This window comes from Rodentibacter pneumotropicus DSM 21403 (genome assembly GCF_000379905.1).
Classification (GTDB): domain Bacteria; phylum Pseudomonadota; class Gammaproteobacteria; order Enterobacterales; family Pasteurellaceae; genus Rodentibacter; species Rodentibacter pneumotropicus.
In genome coordinates, this window is record NZ_KB904061.1 from 55,670 (window position 1) to 77,037 (window position 21,368).

Sequence of the window (21,368 nt, forward strand, 5' to 3'; positions counted from 1 at the left end):
TAATAAATTATATTTTTGTTCGGTTTACCTATGCTTCACATTCAGGATCACCGATACCATTATCTAAAATTTATCGTTCTGTGTTTGGATCATTAGATGAATTTCCCCCAAATCAACAAGCAATAAAAAAATCTGCACCTTAATCTGTTGGGTTTTACCAACATTTAGGTGCAGATTTAATTAATGATGTTTAATTAAGTTAAGAAACTTAATGACTTCACCGAGTAGAGATTACCACTGGTAACCTACCCCCACGCCACCGGAGTAGTGACCTACAGAGTTAGCCGTACCGGTTAATTTCAAGATAACCTTACCGTTATCACTGGCTCTTGAGTAACCCAATGCAACCGCTGATGCACCGCTATATCCGCCTGCTGCTGCGGCAACCATTGATTTACCCGGCAACATTACCTGTGGTAATGACGCAGCGGCTGCAGCATTTGCACCAATTCCACGAACGCGTTTATCCAATTTATCAACACGGTTATTGACGTTATAGACATCTCCACGAACCTGATCTAACTGGGCTTTATTCACAGCATCTGTCGGTTTCACACCCGGTGCAACATTGCTAATGATTTTGTTACCGGCATTGATACCACTAGTCGTTACGCTTGGTCCGCCATTAATAGTTAAACCATCATTATTAACCGTGGTATTACCGATATTCACGCTACCATTATCCCCTAAAGTGATATTTTCAGCTAATTTCACTGTTAGGTTACCGCCTTCGTTAACAACACCAATGTTCTTATCGGTTAATTTACCGTTTGCACCACCCGTGATGTTTAACGTCTCGTTCAGTTTCTTAGCAATTTCTTTACCGTCATCACCTTTGAACTTCAAGCCGTCATTTAAGGTTGCCACTTCTTCGGTTTGACCATTTGGTTTTTCGTAAACAATACGCGTTTTACTTGCACCATCTTTACCGTCATTACCGTCCAGGCCTTTAGTGCCATTTTTCACACTAATGTTGGCAGACGCACTATCTTTGCCGTCAGCACCTCTTGGACCGGTTAAGCCGATTGAGCCGTCTTTACCGTTGATTACAACAGATGATCCGTCTTTGCCGTTTACACCGACTGAACCGTCAACACCATCTTTGCCCGGCTGACCGTCTTTACCCGGTTCGCCTTTTTCACCGATAACTAAGTTGTTACCCGTTGAAATTTCGTAACCGTTATCGATCTGTTTCACAACAATATTGTTACCTTGGTTGAGGTTAAAGGTTTCGTTATTGTTGATCCGCTTATCCGTCGCCGTATCTTGACCATTAGTCGCAAGATTAAAGCCGCTGTTTGTAATCGCTGTATGGAGCTGACCACCATTGATCGCTTGTTTGCTGTTCGGGCTAATATCCCCATCTGCCACATTGTTCACCACTTTATTACCGGCATCAATACCGTTTTGGGTGATGGATGGGCCGTCTTTGATGGTAAGACCATCGTTGCCGACTGTGGTGTTACCCATTGTTAAGTTGCCGTCTTTCAACGTCGTTCCGCCAATGGTTACACTACCGTCTTTAGTCAGGTTCAGATCTTTATTGAGGCTGACCGCAAAGTCTTTACCGCCGGAAGCGTTAGTACCGTTTGCAACCACTTTCACGTTTGTATCACCTTCGCTGACACTTTCTTCTTTCGCAATCTGTTTTTTCATTTCATCGGAAAGATCGATGTCATAGGTCGTCGTGAAGTTTGCGTCATCACGATTCGCTGTCACTTTCACGCTATCAGAACCTTTAACCACAGATTTTTCTGCATTAATGGTATAAATGGTTTGATTGTTAGCTCCTGTGCTACTTGTCACATTCACGTTCTTACCAGCCGTGACTTCTGTTTTCGCTGCCGCCATACTTGTATTTAGCTGGGAAAGATTAACCGCATCCGTTGCATTCACACCGTCCGCAACATTGGTGATCCGTTTATTCCCTGCATTGATACCGTCAATAGTAACACTTGGTCCACCGGCAATGGTTAACCCTTTATCATTGAGGGTGGTGTTGCCGATAGTCACGCTACCGTCTTTGGTGAGGTTCAGATCTTTGCTCAATTTAACGGATAAGTTGCCGTTTTCATTGGTAACACCGATATTATCGTTGGTAAGTTTGGTTGTATCCGTTACACCGCCGGTAATATTCAGGGTTTCACCCAATTTCTTCGCAATTTCCTTACCATTGTCGCCTTTGAACTTCAAGCCGTCATCTTTGGTTGCGATTTCACGAGTCGTGGTTGAACCGTCTGTATTGGTCGTGTTGTAAACCAAACGCTCAATGCCTTTACCGCCTTTATCGTCGGCATCTAAGGTACCGGTACCGTTAGCAACAGTAATATTGACTGATGCACCATCTTTGCCGTCAGCGCCTCTTGGACCGGTTAAGCCGATTGAACCGTCTTTACCATTTAAGACCACAGACGCACCGTCTTTACCGTTCACGCCAATCTTACCGTCCACACCGTCTTTGCCGTCTTTACCAACCGTGATGTTATTTGAGGTTGCAATTTCATAACCATTGTTGATTTGTTTAATCACAATGTTATTACCCGCATTGAGGTTGAACGTTTCGTTGTTGGTTAAACGTTTACCTTCTTCGCTCAAGTCGTCAGACGTCTCAACCACACCGTTAGAGCCCACTACTTTTACAGATTTCAGCGCAAATCCGACCGCACTTAAGGTAGTGTTGGTGATATCTTTGGTCGCATATTTCAAATCGCCCACATTCACGGCATTCTTCAACGCATCGCCGGTAATGTTATTCAATACGTCATTGAAAGTGGCGTTACCTGAAATCAAGATACCGTGTGGTAATACGCCGCTATCCACATTGGTAATTAATACCGGTGCGGAAGCATTTTCGCCGATAAATTTCACCGTGTCACTCGGCACGTTGGTTAATGCACCATTATTATCTACATAGCTGTTTGTAGTGTTAAAGGTAATGTTGGTTGTGCCTGTTGCATTGTCATAAACTGCATTGACTGATACACCTGTACCGTTATTAAAGTTCACCGTATTACCGTGCGTTACAAAATCAACCGCTTGACCGTTGTTTTGTAAGTTCCAACCGGCATTCAAGATATCGCCCACCGTCGCCGCGTTATTAGTGATGTTTTGGTATTTATTACCTGCTGTATCCGGATTAGACTTGGTGTCATTTGTTACATTGTCTAAGTTACCTTTTACATTAGTAATAGTTGTATTACCTGCATTGAAACCATCTTTGTTAATAGTCACATTGCCAATTGCTAAGCTACCGTTTTCGGTTAGGTTCAGATCTTTCGATAATTTCACTTCCAACGTACCATTGTTGTTATTCACACCAATGTTGCCGTCTGTAAGCTTATCTTTATCCGCTCCGCCTGTGATGTTTAACGTTTCGTTGAGTTTCTTCGCAATTTCCTTGCCATCATCGCCTTTAAATTTCAAGCCATCGTTCAAGGTTGCAATCGTTTCTGTCTCACCGTTTGGTTTAACATACTCAATACGGGTTTTACTTTCACCGTTTTTGCCATCGTTACCGTCAAGGCCTTTCGCACCGTCTTTCACAGAGATATTAGCAGATACGCCGTCTTTACCATCTGCGCCTTTCGGACCGGTTAAGCCGATTGAGCCGTCTTTTCCGTTAATCACGACAGATGATCCGTCTTTACCGTTTACGCCGATTGAGCCATCCACGCCGTCCTTACCGTCTTTACCCGCTGCACCAACAGTGATGTTGTTTGAGGTCGCAATCTCGTAGCCGTTTGCAATTTGCTTGATCACAAGATTGTTACCGGCATCTAGCGTGAAGGTTTCGTTATTTGCTAAACGTTTATCTTCATCAGACAGACCGTCTGCGCTGGCTTGACCGTTTGTGCCTGCCACTGATTTAGTGGTGAGGTTAAAGCCGCTATTGGTGATCGCTGTGTAGAGCTGACCGCCGTTAATTGCGTCTTTACTGTTATTGCTGACATTACCGTCTGCAACATTAGTAATTTTCTTATCACCCGCATCAATACCGCTTGTTGTGACATTTGGCCCACCAACTAGGGTGAAACCGTTGTCATTCAAGGTGGTATTGCCGATTGTTAAGCTACCGTCTTTCGTTAAGTTAAGATCTTTTGCTAATTTAACGACTAAACTGCCCGCTTGATTCACCACACCGAGGTTGTTATCGGTCAGTTTATTGCTGTCCGTTAATCCGCCGGTGATATTCAAGGTTTCACCGAGTTTCTTCGCAATCTCGTCACCATTATCGCCTTTGAATTTCAAGCCGTCATCTTTAGTGGCAATTTCACGGGTAGTAGTTGAACCATCGGTATTGGTGGTGTTGTACACTAAGCGAGTAATGCCTTCTTTGCCTTTACCTGTTTCATCTAACGTGCCTGTACCGTTTACCACAGTGAAGTTGGCTGAAGCACCGTCTTTACCATTTTCGCCTTTCGGACCCGTTAAGCCAATAGAACCGTCTTTGCCGTTAATCACAACAGATGCGCCATCCTTACCGTTCACACCGATTGTGCCATCAACGCCGTCCTTGCCGTCTTTACCTACAGTGATGTTGGTGAAAGTGACATTTTCTGCAGTAGAGACTTCATAGCCATTTTCAATTTGTTTAATGCGAACATTATTGCCGGCATCTAAGGTGAAGGTTTCGTTATTGGTTAGACGTTTGTCTGCCTCAGATAACCCGTCTTTCACACTGGATTGACCGTTAGTATCCATTACAGCTTTGGATGCCAGTGTAAAGCCAACCGCATTTAATGTGCTGTTGGTAATGTCTTTGGTCGCGTTTTTCAAATCCCCCGCATTTACAACATTATTCAACGCCTCGCCGGAGAGGTTGTTTAACACATCATTAAAGGTTTGACCTGCCGGTACAATGGCATTATTTGGTAATACTCCGCTGTCCACATTGGTAATCGCAACCGGTGCTGACGCATTGCCACCGATAAATTTTACTTTATTGGTTGGCTCAGCCGTCGCATTACCTTTATCGTCCACATAGCTGTTGGTTGTGTTAAAGGTAATGTCGGTAGTGCCTGTTGTGTTATTGTAGGTTGTACCTACTTTCACACCTTGACCATTTTTGAAGTTCACCGTATTACCGTGGGTAACAAAATCCACTGCTTGACCGTTATTCTGCAAATTCCAACCTGCATTTAACACATCACCGACTGTTGCTGCGTTGTTTGTCACATTCGCATACTTATTACCCGTACTATCCGGATTAGAGGTGGTGTTATTCGCCACAGGATCTAAATTGCTGGTGACGTTAGTAATGGTGGTATTACCGGCATTGAACCCGTCTTTGCTGAGGGTAACATTTCCGATCGCCACACTGCCGTTCTCGGTTAAGTTCAGATCTTTGGCTAATTTCACCGTGAGGTTGCCGTCTTTGTTGATCACCCCGATATTATTGTCGGTCAGTTTCGCTTCTTCACTTACACCGCCGATAATATTCAAGGTTTCACCGAGTTTCTTCGCAATCTCTTTACCGTTATCGCCTTTGAACTTCAAGCCATCATCTTTGGTTGCGATTTCACGGGTGGTGGTTGAGCCGTCCGTATTAGTCGTGTTGTACACTAAACGCTCAATGCCTTTACCGCCTTTATCATCTGTATCTAACGTACCCGTACCGTTTGCAACGGTGAAGTTTGCCGATGCGCCGTCTTTACCGTTAATGCCGATTGTGCCGTCTTTGCCATTTAAGGCAATACCAGCACCATTTTTACCGTCTGCACCTTTCGGGCCGGTTAAACCGATAGAGCCGTCTTTACCGTTAATGACCACCGCAGAACCGTCTTTGCCGTTCACACCAATCGTGCCATCAACACCATCTTGACCGTCTTTACCGGCTGCGCCCACAGTAATATTGTTGGAAGTCGCAATCGTCACTTTCTTACCACTTTGAGTGATATTGATATTATCACCCGCTTCAATGGTCACGGTTTCACCCATTGCCACTTTTTCAGTCGTATTGCCGCTAACTTTACCCGTACCGGATTGTGCAGTGGTCAAGTTCCAACCTTTCGCCACTTCATTGCTAATATTGGTCACGTTTTGGTTAGTCGCATATAACTGACTACCGTTTACCGCATCTTTACTGTCCGCTGAAAGGGCACCCTCTGAGACATTCGTGATTTTCTTATCACCTGCATTAATGCCGCCTGTTGTCATACTCGGACCATTATTAATGGTTAAGCCAGTGCTATTCAATACAGTATCACCTAATGTCACACTACCTGCAGTTGTAAGATCTAAGGTGTTATTTAATGAAACAGAGTAGTTCTTACCGCCTGTGTCATTTGTACCGTTTTCAGTAACGATAACATTTGAACCTGTTGCATTAACGCTTTCTTCTTTCGCAAGCTGTGCCTTCGCTTCATCCGATAAGTCCACTGCGTAATCAGTCACATTGTTACCTTTATCCGTTGGACTCACCTTAATGCTACTTGAACCGTTACTTACCGTACTGGTGTTCGCATTTACCGTGTAAACCGTTTGACCTTCCGCTCCCATCTCACTGGCCACGTTAACATTATTACCCGCTTTCACTTCGGTTTTTGAGGCTGCCGTTGACGCATTTAATTGGTCAAGGTTCACTGCATCCGTGCCGTTCGTACCATTCGCTACATTGGTGATCTGTTTACCACCTGCGTTAATTCCGCCTGTCGTTATACTCGGTCCATTAGTGATCGTTAAACCACTACTGTTTAATAACGTATCACCTAGCGTTACGCTACCTGTATCAGTTAAGTTCAGCGTGTTCGAGAGTTTCACTTCCAACGTACCATTGTTGTTATTCACACCAATGTTATTGTCTGTAAGTTTATCTTTATCCGCACCACCGGTGATATTTAACGTCTCGTTCAGCTTCTTCGCAATCTCTTTACCGTCATCGCCAACAAACTTCAAGCCGTCTTCCAACGTTGCTACAGTATGGTTCGTACCGTTCTTATCTTCATAAACAATACGGGTCATTCCATCTTTACCGTCTTTACCATCCGTACCATCAACGCCTACCGGTCCTTTTCCTACCGTAATCGTTGCATTCGCACCATCTTTGCCGTCTGCACCTTTCGGGCCGGTTAAGCTTATTGAACCGTCTTTTCCGTTGATAACCACTGAAGCACCATCTTTGCCGTTCACACCAATCGTGCCATCAATGCCATCTTTTCCGTCTTTACCAACTGTTACATTCGCAAAGGTCGGTGTATCCGATGTAGAAATACTAATCGTACCATTGGTTTGAGTAATGTTGATGTTATTGCCCGCATCAATCGTCACCGTCTCACCCATGTTAATTTGCTCAAGGGTGGTTCCACTCACATTACCCGTACCTGATTGTGAAGTCGTAATGTTCCAGCCTTTCGCCACTTCATTGGTGATATTGGTGATATTTTGTGCCGCAGCATACAACTGACTACCGTTTACCGCATCTTTACTGTCCGCTGAAAGGGTACCTTCTGAGACATTAGTAATTTTCTTATCACCTGCATTAATACCGTCTTTGGTCATACTCGGACCGTTATTGATGGTTAAACCACTACCATTTAATACGGTATCACCAATCGTTACACTTCCTGTGTCACTTAGGTTCAAGGTGTTGTTTAACTGAACAGAATAGTTTTTACCACCCGTATTATTTACACCGTTTTCAGTAACGATAACATTTGAACCTGTTGCGTTTACACTCTCTTCTTTTGCAAGCTGCTCTTTCGCTTCATCCGATAAGTCCACTGCGTAATCAGTCACATTGTTGCCTTTATCTGTCGGCGTAACTTTAATTTTGCCTGAACCGTTACTTACCGTGCTGGTATTCGCATTCACAGTGTAAACCGTTTGACCTTCCGCTCCCGTCTCACGGGTCACGTTGACATTATTACCCGCTTTCACTTCGGTTTTTGATGCCGCCGTTGAAGCATTTAATTGGTCAAGGTTCACTGCATCCGTGCCGTTCGTACCATTCGCTACATTGGTGATCTGTTTACCACCCGCATTAATGCCGCCTTGCGTTACACTTGGACCGTCTTTGATGGTTAAACCATCATTGTTCAACGTCGTGTTGCCTATTACTACACTACCGTTAGCAGTCAAGTTCAGATCTTTCGATAATTTCACTTCCAACGTACCATTGTTATTATTCACACCAATGTTATTGTCTGTAAGCTTATCTTTATCCGCACCACCGGTGATATCTAACGTCTCGTTCAGTTTCTTCGCAATCACGCTACTGTCATCGCCTTTGAACTTCAAGCCGTCTTCCAAGGTCGCTACTGTATGGTTACCTTTGCCATCTTCGTAAACAATACGTGAAATGCCATCTGCTCCATTCTTACCATCAACACCGTCTACACCTTTCTCTACCTTGATATCTACTCGGCTTGTTCCGTCTTTACCGTTAGTGCCATCTTTACCATTTAAGCCGATTTTGCCGTCTTTTCCGTCTTTACCGGTTACAACTACAGCCTCTACTTCAATGTCTTTATCTAAAGAATAAGTGTAAGTATGGTTATCTCCATCAAGCGTTTGTTTAACCGTTAGGTTTTTACCTGCATCAAAGTTCACCACCGAACCCGGTTTCACTTTCGTTGCTGTCGATGCGCCATCAACCGAACCACCCGCTGAAGAGGTTGCGTTCGCTAGCCAACCGCTATTGTTGATTGCATCAACCACAGTTTGCACTGTCGCTAAGCCATCTTTTCCATTAACGCCCGGAACGCCGGTTTTTCCGTCTGCATTATTTGTAATACTACCTACATTAACATCGTATTTCACTTCACCGTTCGCGCCTACTGATGCAGTGGTATAAGTACCATTTACAAAGTTCAAGCCATCTTTCAAGCTTACGCTTTGCCCATTCGCACCATTCGCTTTATAAGTGATGTTTGTCACTTCTGCCGCTTTAGTCCCGTTATAAGCAACTTCATAAGTCGTTGTGTGGTTTGTCTGATCTTCTTTTGATGTCACAGTAATAGCGTCTGTACCTGCTACTTTCACTGCTTCACGTGACGCATCTTTTACAGCATTTTTCGATACGCTGACTTCATAGGTTTCACCTTTCTCACCGGCATTTTTTCCTGATTGCGTTGTTACTGTCGCAATGTTGTCCTCATCCGCTTTTTTCACCACTTTTTCTGTTGAAATAGAGGCATTTAATTGGTCAAGGTTCACCGCATCCGTGCCATTCGTACCGTTTGCTACGTTAGTGATAGTCTTATTACCTGCATTGATACCATCTTTGGTTACACTTGGTCCGTTATTAATAGTTAGACCACTATTATTTAATGTGGTATCGCCAAGCTTAACACTGCCTGCGTTGGTAAGATCAAGCGTGTTATTCAGATTGATTTTCACCTTGCCATCGGCAACAGTCGTATTGAGATTACTATTTCCCCCAACAACTTCAATTGGCTCGCCTAATTGATGGGTGATGTTATTGCCATCTTCTGCTTTCAAGCTAAAGCCTTTATGGGCTTTTTCAATCGCTTCCGTCGCATTGGCATTTAAACCAACAGTGATGTTGCTACCTTCTACGGCTGTTTCAATATAATTATTTTCCTTACCAACAATATCAAAACGTCCACCGTTGGTAATATTTAAACCGGTTGCTTGATTATTTTTGTCCGCACCCACCGTGAAATTTTGTACGGCATTATCTAACTTGTCTTTTGCCGCTTGGCTTAAGTCAAAACCAATTTCACCATTTTTCGCTGTGGTATTGATATAGTCAGAACCTTTGAATTTCACTTCCTCTGAAAGTTTATTCGTACCGTTACCATTGTCTGCGCTATATTTTAAGTTCACATCATTGGCAACTTTGGTCATATTCACTGAAAGATCATAATTCGCCGGATTTTGACCGCTCTTTGTGACATTTACACTTTTATCTGTGGAATTCACTGTCGTACGGCCATCGTCCACATATTTTTTGGTTGTCGCGTCATTATCTGAAACCGGCGCACCAACATTAGTAATGTTATTACCGCCGAAATCAACTTTTCCGCCGCCTCTAACCGTTAAATTTCCCGTATCCACAGAAGTAAAGTTAGGCGTTAATGAAGTGGCAATAGTCACTTTCTTAGCGGCTTGAGTAATATTAATATTGTCGCCCGCTTCAATAGTAACCGTTTCACCCATCGCAACTTTTTCAGTTGTATTATTAGAAACATTACCTGTTCCTGATTTAGATGTGGTGAGATTCCAACCTTTCGCTACTTCATTACTGATATTAGTTACATTTTGGTTAGTTGCATAAAGTTGGCTGCCATTTACCGCATCTTTACTGGTATTAGAAAGGTCACCCTCAGACACATTAGTAATTTTTTTATTACCCGCATCAATACCGTCTTTAACGACTTTAGGGCCACCATTAATGGTTAAACCGGTGCTGTTTAACATTGTATCGCCTAACTTAACACTACCTGCATTTGTTAAATCAAGAGTATTGTTTAGAGTGACAGAATAATTTTTACCGCCAGTATCATTTGTTGTATTTTGAGTAACAATTAAATTAGAAGTGGTTGAATTAACACTTTCTTCTTTTTTAAGCTGATTTTTTGCATCATCAGAAAGATCAACCGAGTAATTTGTTACATTATTTGCACCAACTGTCTCCGTTACTTTTACTTTGTCAGACCCATTGGTTACCGTAGATTTATCGGCATTTACCGTGTAAATAGTCTGATTATTAGCCCCTTTGGCTTCAGTAACATTAACGTTATTACCTGCTTTCACTTCAGTTTTTGAAGCTGCCGCTGATGCGTTTAATTGACTTAAGTTCACCGCATCAGTACCGTTTGTACCATTCGCGACGTTAGTGATTTTCTTATCACCTGCGTTGATACCTTCTTTGGTAACTTTAGGTCCATTATTAATGGTTAAACCAGTGCTGTTTAATACGGTATCGCCTAGTTTGACACTACCTGCATCGGTGAGATTTAGGGTGTTGTTTAAATTAACTTTAACCTTACCATTATCAACGAGGGTGTTAATATTCGAGTTATTACCCTCAATATCAATGGTATTCCCCACCTTTTTGCTAATATTGCCACTTTGCGTATTTAAACCAAAGGTTGCTTTGTCACTTAAATCAAAAGAAACCTTGCCATTTTCCGCTTTCGTAGTGATTAAATCAGAACCTTTAAAATTAACGCGATTACTCAGTGAATTTTCACCCTGTGTATTATTATCACCTGAATATTTTAATTTCACGTCATTGGCAACTTTGGTCATATTCACTGAAAGATCATAATTCGCCGGATTTTGACCGCTCTTTGTGACATTTACACTTTTATCTGTGGAATTTACCGTGGTACGACCGGAATCAACATATTTTTTGGTTGTCGCATCATTGTCGTTAACCGGCGCACCAATATTCGCTAAAACATTACCACCAAAATTCACATTGCCGTTTGGTCTAACGGTTAAATTACCGGTATTAACACTACTAAAATTAGGCGTAGAAGAGGTAGCAATAGTTACTTTTTTACCCGATTGAGTGATATTGATGTTATTACCCGCATCAATAATAACAGTGTCTCCCATTGCAACTTTAGTTAAATTATTACCACTTACATTACCCGTACCAGATTTAGAGGTCGTGATATTCCACCCCTTATTCACTTCTGTGTTAAGGTTCGTCACATTTTGATTGGTTGCGTAAAGCTGGCTACCGTTTACTGCGTCTTTGCTATTCGCCTCTACCGTACCGTTAGACACATTGGTAATTTTCTTATTGCCCGCATTAATTCCAGTAGTAGTTACACTTGGGCCATTGCTAATGGTTAAACCTGTACTGTTCAGATTGGTATTGCCAAGTTTTACATTTCCGTTATTACCCAAATCCAAACTATTATTTAAGTTGATCTGAATTTTTCCATTATTAACCTTGGTATTAATGTTGCTATTGCCACCAATAACATCGACATACTCACCTAATTTTTTATTAACCGTCTGATTATCTTGTGCTTTTAAGCCAAAACCTTTGGCAATATCCCCTGCATTTTTGGTGATATTCTGAGCATTTTTAGTAATATTCTGTGCATTATTGGTAATATTTTGCGCATTTTTAGTAATGTTTTGCGCATTTTTGCTCACATTATCAATAGCATCTTTAGACTTTTGTGATAAATCAACTTTTATACTGGTTCCATCCACTGCAGTGGTAAGATAGGTTTCGTTACCACTAATGATATCAAAACGTTTTGCATCTTTAGTGACATTAATACCCGTAGCATTATGATTTTTATCCGCCCCTACTACAAAATCGGTTAAACCACTACTTACATTATCTAAAGCCCTCACTACGGCATAAAGTTGTGAGCCATTGATTGCATCTGTTGATGTATTGGAAATAGACCCCGCCGCTACATTTTGAATTTGACGGTATTGATAGTCACGAGTAAGAGTTTGACCTCTTGTTGTTCGAGTACCTTTATAAGAACTCCCTGAACCAATCGAAAGCACAGGAGTGTGGTCACCAGGTTGTCCAGCAAAAGTATATTCTACCCCACCAATCTCTATTGATTTAGTTGTATTTCCAGTATTTGTCGGTTCGGCAACAGAGTGAGCACCTAATGCAATACTACCTGCCTGAGGAGACTTTCCTGTAGGATAGTTATCCCAAACAACGGCATTATGTCCTAATGCAATACTGTTTTGTTTATTCCAAACCGTTGCAGACCCTCCAATTGCAATAGAATGCTCATTAGGCGAAACCTGATGGGGATCACTTGAAGCTGTCGTATTAGAATATGTGAATGCAGGTAAACCAGTAAAATCTTCCCCTTCACCAATAACAATCGTTTTAGGATCTCCCCTATCTGCCCTATTACCAACTTGACTCGCCAAAACAACATCAGCCGCCAAAAGAGTAATTAATCCAAGGGATATTTTAGAAAGTATAAAACTCGTGTTTTTAACCGACGCCGTTATACTATCCTTATCTACCAATTGATTATTCAACGTTGATTTACTATACCCTTTCGCTAACTCAGATACAGCCACCCAAGCGCTAATTGATTGGTTCCAAATTACTTTAAATATTTTATTCATGTGATTTCCTTTTCATCAATGTCATCCAAATCGACCTAAAGTCAATTATAGTTAAGCTCATTTCTATACTCCTAGAGTATAAAAATTGCCGGATTCTATCTTAAAGTTTGTTGCAAAAACAACCTATTTTTTGTAAAGGAAATGTAAATTAAATAAATAAATAAATAAATAAATAAATAAATAAATAAATAAATAAATAAATAAATAAATAAATAAATAAATAAATNTAAATAAATAAATAAATAAATAAATAAATAAATAAATAAATAAATAAATAAATAAATAAATAAATAAATAAATAAATCAAGATGTTACATCTTAAAAATATAAAAACAACACTTAATTAAACAATTTCAAAATTTATATATACCACTTTTAATACTCTATTTTAATCGGCAAGTCAGATCTCATCCAACTATCAAATCCGCCAACTATGCTATAGACATTTTCATAACCTTGTTTCGCTAAAAATTCTGCTACGTTACGGCTACTTATACCGTGATAGCAAATAATAATGATTGGAGAATCAAAATCCACTAATTCCTCAAATTGTAAAAAGGTTTGATTGGTTAAATGAAAGGCATCCTTTGGGTGTGAATAGGTATAACGCTGTGCATCGCGCACATCGGCAAGTATTGCCCCTTGCTGCATCATTTCCCACGCTTGTTGAGGGGTAATTTCTTTAAACGACATTATAAAGATCCTTTTGCGTGCTGTTTATACACGCCGTCAATAATCACAAGGCTCATCGCCAACACTAAACAAATAAAAAGCGGGTAACTTTCCCCATCAATTTTTTCGCCGATAAAAAACGAAACAAACACCATCATAATGGTTTCTACATAGCCCAATAGCCCGAGTAAATTCATCGGCAGCATATTGCTGGCAATCACATAAGCGATTAATGCCGTACCGCTAATCAAACCAAGCAGCACCAATAACGCCCAAATATTCGAATTGCTTTGTTCCACCACAATAAAATCCGTTTGTAAGGCAAAGTAAATGCTAATAGGGATTAAACTGAGCATTTCGAGACAAAAAGAGGCAAGATCGGTATTTTTCAACGCTTTTCGAATAGAAAAATACGAGGTATAACCCACACAAATGACAATGGCTTCCCAAGATAATCCGCCTTTGATCACGATATTTGAAATCACACCAAGAGTGGCAATTAACACAGCAATAAATTTAAAAGTGGAAATCCGTTCTTTAAAAATTAATCGCCCTGCAGCCACCATCACAATAGGCAGCAATAAATAGCCAAAAGAAACGCTCAGTGAACTCCCATTATTCGGCGCCCATAAAAATAACCACATTTGAAAGCCCATTAATGCCCCACAAAAGATATAGGAAAGGGCAAAGTGCGGTCGTTTTTGAAGGTGTTTTAAACGTTGAATCAAAACATTTTTTTGTTTGAACATCAATACGGCTAACACCACAAAGGGAAACGTAAAAATCATTCGATACCCAAAGATATCCGTACCGCTTAAAGGTTTAAGTAAAGTGGAAAAATAATACATATACCCAAACAAAAAAGAGGCTAAGAGTGAAACGAGAATACCTTTTAACATAGGAAATCCTTAGGGTCTGTGGACATTTTGTTTTTTACCTGCACTGTCGCACCATTCTATTCCAACATTGCCCAAAACGCACGAATTAAGGGTTGGACTAAATTCCTTTTCTGCGTATAAATCCCCAATTCAAAAGGCGCAACAGGAACATCTAAATTCAAGTGGGAAATTTGATCACGCATCGGGCTGTTATCAATCACTGCATCGGGCAACATTGCCAGACCAAAGCCTAGCCCCACCATCGGTACAATGCCTTCATGCCCAGCCACTGTGGCATAAATTTTCGGATGTTTAATTTGCTTTTCACGTAACCATTGCTCAATCCGTTGCCTTGCCTGCCCCTCAACAGGAAAAATAAAAGGCATTTGTTGCCAATTAATGGGTTTCTCTTGCAATAATTGCGTTGCCAAACAGGCAACACGTGGTGCAATTAATGAAAGGTGAATATCGTCAATTTTATGAAATACCACACTTGCAGGCAGATTATTCGGTTTTCCGGCAAGGGCAATATCCGCTTGCTGACTTTGCACTAATTCCAAGGCTAACGCAGGATCACCGGTGGTGAGCTGAATTTCCACTTTAGGATAACGTTGGCGAAACTGTTTTAACACCTGTGGCAAATGGCTATATGATGCCGTTACCGAACAAAACAGTTTGAGCTCACCACTCAATTCATCCAACTCATCATTGAGTTGCTGTTTAAATTGTTGCCAGTTTTGCCATTCAGCCTTAGCAAATTGGAGAAACATCTCACCATATTCAGTGAGATTCACTTGGCGATTATCACGAATAAAAAGGATTTTCCCAAGTTCCTCTTCCATACGTTGAATTTGACGGGAAAGCGTTGAAGGCGACATATGGTTTTGGGTGGCGGTTTTGGCGAAGTTTTTGGTTTCTGCTAGTTTTATGAATAAGTTGAGATCAGTGAAGTCCATAATAATTCCGGTTTTATTAAAGTCAGATTTCGCCTGACGGCGACCCACTTTCTTTTACTTGTGTAAAAGAAAGTAGGCAAAGAAAACACACCCCATAATTGCAAAAAATGAAATAAATCATTCCTATAATATCACTTTACGCAATCACAAAAAACCTTATAATCCCATTCATAATAAAAGCGATGCAAACACAACCTCATACAATTATTCACCCTGAAAAAATTAAGGAAAATATATGGCTAACTATTTCAACACATTGAATTTACGTCAAAAATTAGACCAATTAGGTCGTTGTCGTTTTATGGATCGTGAAGAATTTGCAGATGAAGCAAACTTCTTAAAAAATAAAAAAATTGTCATTGTGGGCTGTGGAGCGCAAGGTTTAAACCAAGGTTTAAATATGCGTGATTCCGGTTTAGATGTAAGCTATGCCTTACGCCCTGAAGCCATTGCGGAGAAACGCGCCTCATTTCAACGTGCAACGGAAAACGGTTTCAAAGTCGGCACTTACCAAGAATTAATCCCAACAGCCGATTTAGTGGTAAACCTCACGCCGGACAAACAACACTCAAAAGTAGTGGCAGATGTAATGCCATTAATGAAACAAGGTGCGGCATTCGGCTATTCCCACGGTTTCAACATCGTTGAACAAGGTGAGCAAATTCGCCCTGATTTAACTGTTGTGATGGTCGCTCCAAAATGTCCGGGTACAGAAGTGCGTGAAGAGTATAAACGTGGTTTCGGTGTGCCAACATTAATTGCCGTTCACCCTGAAAATGACCCGAAGGGCGAGGGTATGGCCATTGCTAAAGCATGGGCAGCTGCGACAGGCGGTCATCGTGCGGGTGTGTTAGAGTCTTCATTCGTAGCAGAAGTAAAATCCGACTTAATGGGTGAGCAAACCATTCTTTGCGGTATGTTACAAGCCGGTTCTATCGTGTGCTACGATAAATTAGTGGCAGACGGCAAAGATCCAGCCTACGCCGGAAAATTAATCCAATACGGCTGGGAAACTATCACTGAAGCCTTAAAACAGGGCGGTATCACGTTAATGATGGATCGCTTGTCCAACAGTGCAAAATTACGCGCCTTTGAGCTTGCCGAACAAATTAAGGAAAAACTCGGTTTCTTATACTACAAACATATGGATGACATTATCAGCGGTCACTTCTCTGAAACCATGATGGCAGACTGGGCAAACGGCGATAAAGATTTATTCGCATGGCGTGAAGCCACTGCCAAAACCGCTTTTGAAAATGCACCGAAATATGATGGCAAAATCAGCGAGCAAGAATATTTTGATAACGGCGTACTAATGATCGCAATGGTGAAAGCAGGTGTTGAGCTTGCCTTTGATGCCATGGTAGAAAGTGGTATCTATGAAGAGTCCGCTTACTACGAATCACTTCACGAGTTACCATTAATTGCGAATACTATCGCGCGTAAACGTTTATATGAAATGAACGTGGTAATTTCTGACACCGCAGAATACGGAAACTATTTATTCTCTAATGTAGCAACCCCAATTCTTGCCAAAGAAATTATCCCAACCCTGCAAAAAGGTGACTTGGGCGAACCAACCCCAACCGTTGAAATTGACAATATCACCTTACGTGATGTAAACGATGCGATCCGTAACCATCCGGTTGAATTAATCGGTCAAGAATTACGTGGCTATATGACAGATATGAAACGTATCGCAGTTGCAGGTTAATTATTAAACAGCTAAAATTTAAGCCGATTTAATTGTAAATCGGCTTTTTTATATTTAGGGGAACCAAAAATGAAAAACAATAAGAAATATGACCGCACTTTTAAACTGAGTTTAGTAGCAGTCACATTAAGTATGGTGAATTTGGCTTGGGCTGGTGAAGTGGCTTGTAATAATAGTCGTGTTGAGATTATCGGACAAAATGGAGCTATGCTAAATAACTGTGTAATCGATCAACCCGCTAAATACGGGAAAATCCACATTGAAAATAGCCCAAATACGGTTGTCAATAATACCCAAATTTCTGTTCCAAATGATATATTTTCAGGTATCCACATTATGAATTCTGATGTAGAGCTCAATAATGTAACTTTATCCGCAACGCTTATTGAAGCGAAACAAATAAGCCAAGTCGCAGTTGAAGCAATAAACTCGGCTGTGAATATTAATGGGGGACACTATAAAACAGAGACCGCTCAAGAAACAAGTGAAGCCTTTCGTTTAAATAATTCTACTTTAAATGTAAAAAATGCAACCATTTCTCTCAGTGGAGAAGCCGGTAGTGGTTTATCATTAGAAAATAATAGCATTGCCAATTTGGAGAATGTCACAATTACCGCAATCAATGGAGCAGATGCAGTATTTTACGATGCAGACAACAATAATACCCGCTCAGGTATTAATATTTCGAATTCTACATTAAAAGCAGATGAAGTTTTATTTGGAATGGTTACAAGTGCCGATCAAAATACTGAAGGTCGATTCCGGGTGAATATTAATAATTCAATATTCGATGCTCCTAGAATTATTAGAGCAGAAACCGATATTGTGGATAGTTTTTCTATCACTGAAAATATCACGTTCACAGCCAGTAATAGTAAATTAACCGGTTTAATAAATGTTGAGGATAATAAAAGTCAGCTCAACGTAACGTTAACGAATTCCACTTGGACAATCAAACCATATTTTTATGAAGATGAAGAGGAGGAAAGTGAATTACATTCTTCCAGCGTGACAAATCTTGCACTTAACAATAGCGTGATAAATTTGGAACAAACCGATGATTTCCAAACCCTCACCATCAAAGGCAACCTCACCGGCTCAGGCACATTTAACCTTAATACCAATATCGCAGAAAACAAAGGCGATAAAATTATTGTGCAAGGCACAGCTGAGGGTAATCACACCCTAGGGGTGAAAGATCACGGTGTAGCGATTGCGAATAAAAAACTCACGCTTGTAGAAACCAATGGCGGTAATGCGGCATTTAGCTTAACCAACCCTAATAAGCGTGTGGATTTAGGTGCATATCAGTATTTCCTAACCAAAGAAGGGAATAACTGGGTCTTGGCGAATTCACAAAGTGCAGTTACGCCACCTACAACACCTGACGAATCAAAAACACCAACGAATCCTAGCGTACAGCCGGAAAGGCCAAGCATACCGACAATGCCTGTTGCGCCAATTATCCCAATTCAACCTAATAATCCAACTTTACCGCAAACCGCTTTATTATCCAATAAAGCCAATGCACAAGTCTCACTCCGCCAAGCTCAATTATTACTTGTAGAAAACGAACTTAGCGGTATTCATCAACGCTTAGGCGAGGTAAAAAATGGCGAAAAAGGCAATGTGTGGGTACGCAATGTGAATTCTCGTGAAAAATTGACCGCACTTTCCACCGGTGATAGCCAAACTTCCGGCTTTAAACAAAGTGTTCACAGCTTACAAGTGGGAGCGGATGCCACTGTAAATGATAATTTCCGCCTAGGTGGATTTGTCGGACGCAGCCAAGCCAATGTTGATTTCAATGGTCACTACGGTGATGGTAAAGTACACAGTAACAGCGTGGGCTTATACGCCACTTATCTCGCCAACAACGGCATTTATGTGGATAACATTGTGAAATATAGCCGTTTGAAAGCCCAATCCGATCACACAGAAAAACATCGTTACCATGCCTATACGCTGTCAAGTGAGCTCGGTAAACAATTCAAACTGAGCGACGATTGGATCATCACGCCACAAGCGCAATTAGGCTGGACGCACATTCAAGGTAAGAAAAATGAAGATAGCCTTTCTTCTGTTTACTCTCGTGTCGGCTTGCGTGTGGCGAAAAGTTTCACTCTTGCAAATGGTTGGAACTTACAACCTTATGCAGAAATTAATGCTATTACCAGCCGCAATAACAACAGCAAAATTCATTATGCAAACGCGGCACTGAATGTTGAAGACAGCCGTGGACGTTTTGAAAGTGTTTTAGGTGTGAATGCCGGTGCCACTAACCATCGTCTTGGTTTAGAAGTGAGCCGTGCAGACGGAAAACGTTACGACAAACCTTACCAAATCCAAGCGGTATATCGCTATCAATGGTAATCAGAAAAATCCTAAAACAAAAGTGCGGTTAATTTTAACCGCACTTTTTTCTCTCAATAAAGCACCTTTTCTTTCCCGATTTAGCTGTCAGTTGGGGTTCATCATCAATTGAAAAATAACCACAGTATCAATTTTGCTAAAAAATTGTCACCAGCACTCTTTTTTACATTTATTGATAATTTTTTATTATTTGAGATCAATATCACAGTTTAGTTGAAAATTTTTTATTAAAATCATTTTAACTCGATGATAGATGTTGATGGACGAGTTATTAAAGACAAAGAATTTTAACTCACTATTATAGGAGAAATATTATGGCACACTATCCCGCCGAACCGTTCCGCATTAAAAGTGTTGAACCCGTTTCTATTTTGCCGAAAACCGAACGTGAAAAAGCGATGAAAGAAGCAGGATACAATACCTTCTTACTTGATTCTAAAGATGTATATATCGATCTGCTTACCGACAGTGGCACAAATGCAATGAGTGATCGCCAATGGGCAGGCATTATGTTAGGTGATGAAGCCTATGCCGGTAGCCGAAACTTCTACCATCTTCAGGAAACCGTGCAAGAATTATTTGGCTTTAAGTATATTGTACCAACCCATCAAGGACGCGGTGCGGAAAATATTCTTTCCCGTATAGCAATTAAACCCGGGCAGTATGTGCCCGGTAATATGTACTTTACAACCACCCGCTATCACCAAGAAGCAAATGGTGGTATTTTCTACGACATCATTCGTGATGAAGCACATGATGCAACGCTCAATATACCATTTAAAGGAGATATTGATCTTAAAAAACTGGAAAATTTGATCAATGAAAAGGGTGCGGAAAACATTGCTTATGTTTGCTTAGCCGTGACAGTAAACCTTGCGGGTGGTCAACCGGTTTCTATCGCGAATATGAAAGCAGTACGTGAATTAACAAAAAAACACGATATTAAAGTATTCTATGATGCGACACGCTGTGTTGAGAACGCTTATTTCATTAAAGAACAAGAGGAAGGCTATCAAGATCGCTCTATTAAATCAATTATTCATGAAATGTTCAGTTATGCCGACGGCTGTACTATGAGTGGCAAGAAAGACTGTTTAACCAATATTGGCGGTTTCTTATGTATGAATGATGAAGAATTATTTATGAAATCAAAAGAAATGGTGGTGGTCTTTGAAGGTATGCCGTCTTATGGCGGTATGGCAGGTCGCGATATGGAAGCGATGGCAATCGGCTTAAAAGAAGCAACTCAGGAAGAATATATTGAACATCGAGTGAAACAAGTTCGTTACCTCGGTGAAAAATTAAAAGCAGCCGGTGTGCCTATTGTTGAACCGATTGGCGGTCATGCCGTATTCTTAGATGCTCGCCGTTTCTGCCCACATTTAAAACAAGAAGAAGACTTCCCTGCACAAGCCCTTGCAGCCGCTATTTATGTTGAATGTGGTGTACGTACAATGGAACGCGGTATTATTTCTGCCGGTCGCGACATTAAAACCGGTGAAAATCATCATCCCAAATTAGAAACTGTGCGTATCACTATTCCTCGCCGTGTTTATACCTATGCGCATATGGATCTTGTTGCCGAGGGTATTATCCACTTGTTCAAACACAAAGAAGATATTAAAGGTCTTCGTTTTGTATATGAACCAAAACAGCTGCGTTTCTTCACCGCACGTTTTGAACAAAAATAAGTGTAATGCTCCTACTTCAGTAATGGAGTAGGAGCTTTTTTATGTCCAA

At 40.9% G+C, this 21,368-nt stretch carries 7 protein-coding genes; 3 read left to right on the forward strand and 4 right to left on the reverse strand.

Annotated elements, in window-relative coordinates; all coding sequences use genetic code 11:
- Positions 1 to 231: 231 nt before the first annotated feature.
- The 4 genes from A3GE_RS12150 to ilvY all read right to left on the reverse strand — a co-directional run bounded on the left by A3GE_RS12150 (position 232) and on the right by ilvY (position 15,541).
- The gene (locus A3GE_RS12150) at positions 232 to 13,035 is read right to left on the reverse strand and encodes a YadA-like family protein (RefSeq protein ID WP_018357264.1); all 12,804 of its coding nucleotides are present in this window, start codon (positions 13,033 to 13,035) and stop codon (positions 232 to 234) included.
- Positions 13,036 to 13,410: 375 nt separating this feature from the next.
- The gene (glpE, locus tag A3GE_RS0110750) at positions 13,411 to 13,728 is read right to left on the reverse strand and encodes a thiosulfate sulfurtransferase GlpE (protein WP_018357266.1); all 318 of its coding nucleotides are present in this window, start codon (positions 13,726 to 13,728) and stop codon (positions 13,411 to 13,413) included.
- On the reverse strand, positions 13,728 to 14,606 hold the full coding sequence (gene rarD / locus A3GE_RS0110755) for an EamA family transporter RarD (RefSeq protein ID WP_018357267.1): 879 nt from the start codon (positions 14,604 to 14,606) through the stop codon (positions 13,728 to 13,730). Before rarD ends, glpE begins: the two co-directional genes overlap by 1 nt.
- 56 nt (positions 14,607 to 14,662) lie before the next feature.
- The gene (ilvY, locus tag A3GE_RS0110760; RefSeq protein WP_026215487.1) at positions 14,663 to 15,541 is read right to left on the reverse strand and encodes an HTH-type transcriptional activator IlvY; all 879 of its coding nucleotides are present in this window, start codon (positions 15,539 to 15,541) and stop codon (positions 14,663 to 14,665) included.
- Positions 15,542 to 15,776: 235 nt separating this feature from the next.
- Here ilvY and ilvC point away from each other — a divergent pair, with 235 nt between their 5' ends.
- From ilvC to A3GE_RS0110775, 3 genes are all read left to right on the forward strand, one after another.
- Positions 15,777 to 17,255, forward strand: a complete 1,479-nt coding sequence (gene ilvC, locus A3GE_RS0110765) for a ketol-acid reductoisomerase (protein ID WP_018357269.1) — start codon at positions 15,777 to 15,779, stop codon at positions 17,253 to 17,255.
- Between the two features lie 69 nt (positions 17,256 to 17,324).
- The gene (locus A3GE_RS11985) at positions 17,325 to 19,628 is read left to right on the forward strand and encodes an autotransporter outer membrane beta-barrel domain-containing protein (RefSeq protein WP_018357270.1); all 2,304 of its coding nucleotides are present in this window, start codon (positions 17,325 to 17,327) and stop codon (positions 19,626 to 19,628) included.
- A 314-nt stretch (positions 19,629 to 19,942) separates the two neighbouring features.
- Complete coding sequence (locus A3GE_RS0110775) at positions 19,943 to 21,319, forward strand: tyrosine phenol-lyase (protein ID WP_018357271.1); 1,377 nt, start codon at positions 19,943 to 19,945, stop codon at positions 21,317 to 21,319.
- Positions 21,320 to 21,368: the final 49 nt, after the last annotated feature.

Bases quoted from the DNA above. Each gene is read 5' to 3' on its own strand.
- ilvC (WP_018357269.1), top strand. From the start codon at position 15,777: ATGGCTAACTATTTCAACACATTGAATTTACGTCAAAAATTAGACCAA.
- glpE (WP_018357266.1), bottom strand. From the start codon at position 13,728: ATGTCGTTTAAAGAAATTACCCCTCAACAAGCGTGGGAAATGATGCAG.
- A3GE_RS0110775 (WP_018357271.1), top strand. From the start codon at position 19,943: ATGGCACACTATCCCGCCGAACCGTTCCGCATTAAAAGTGTTGAACCC.
- A3GE_RS11985 (WP_018357270.1), top strand. From the start codon at position 17,325: ATGAAAAACAATAAGAAATATGACCGCACTTTTAAACTGAGTTTAGTA.
- rarD (WP_018357267.1), bottom strand. From the start codon at position 14,606: ATGTTAAAAGGTATTCTCGTTTCACTCTTAGCCTCTTTTTTGTTTGGG.
- ilvY (WP_026215487.1), bottom strand. From the start codon at position 15,541: ATGGACTTCACTGATCTCAACTTATTCATAAAACTAGCAGAAACCAAA.
- A3GE_RS12150 (WP_018357264.1), bottom strand. From the start codon at position 13,035: ATGAATAAAATATTTAAAGTAATTTGGAACCAATCAATTAGCGCTTGG.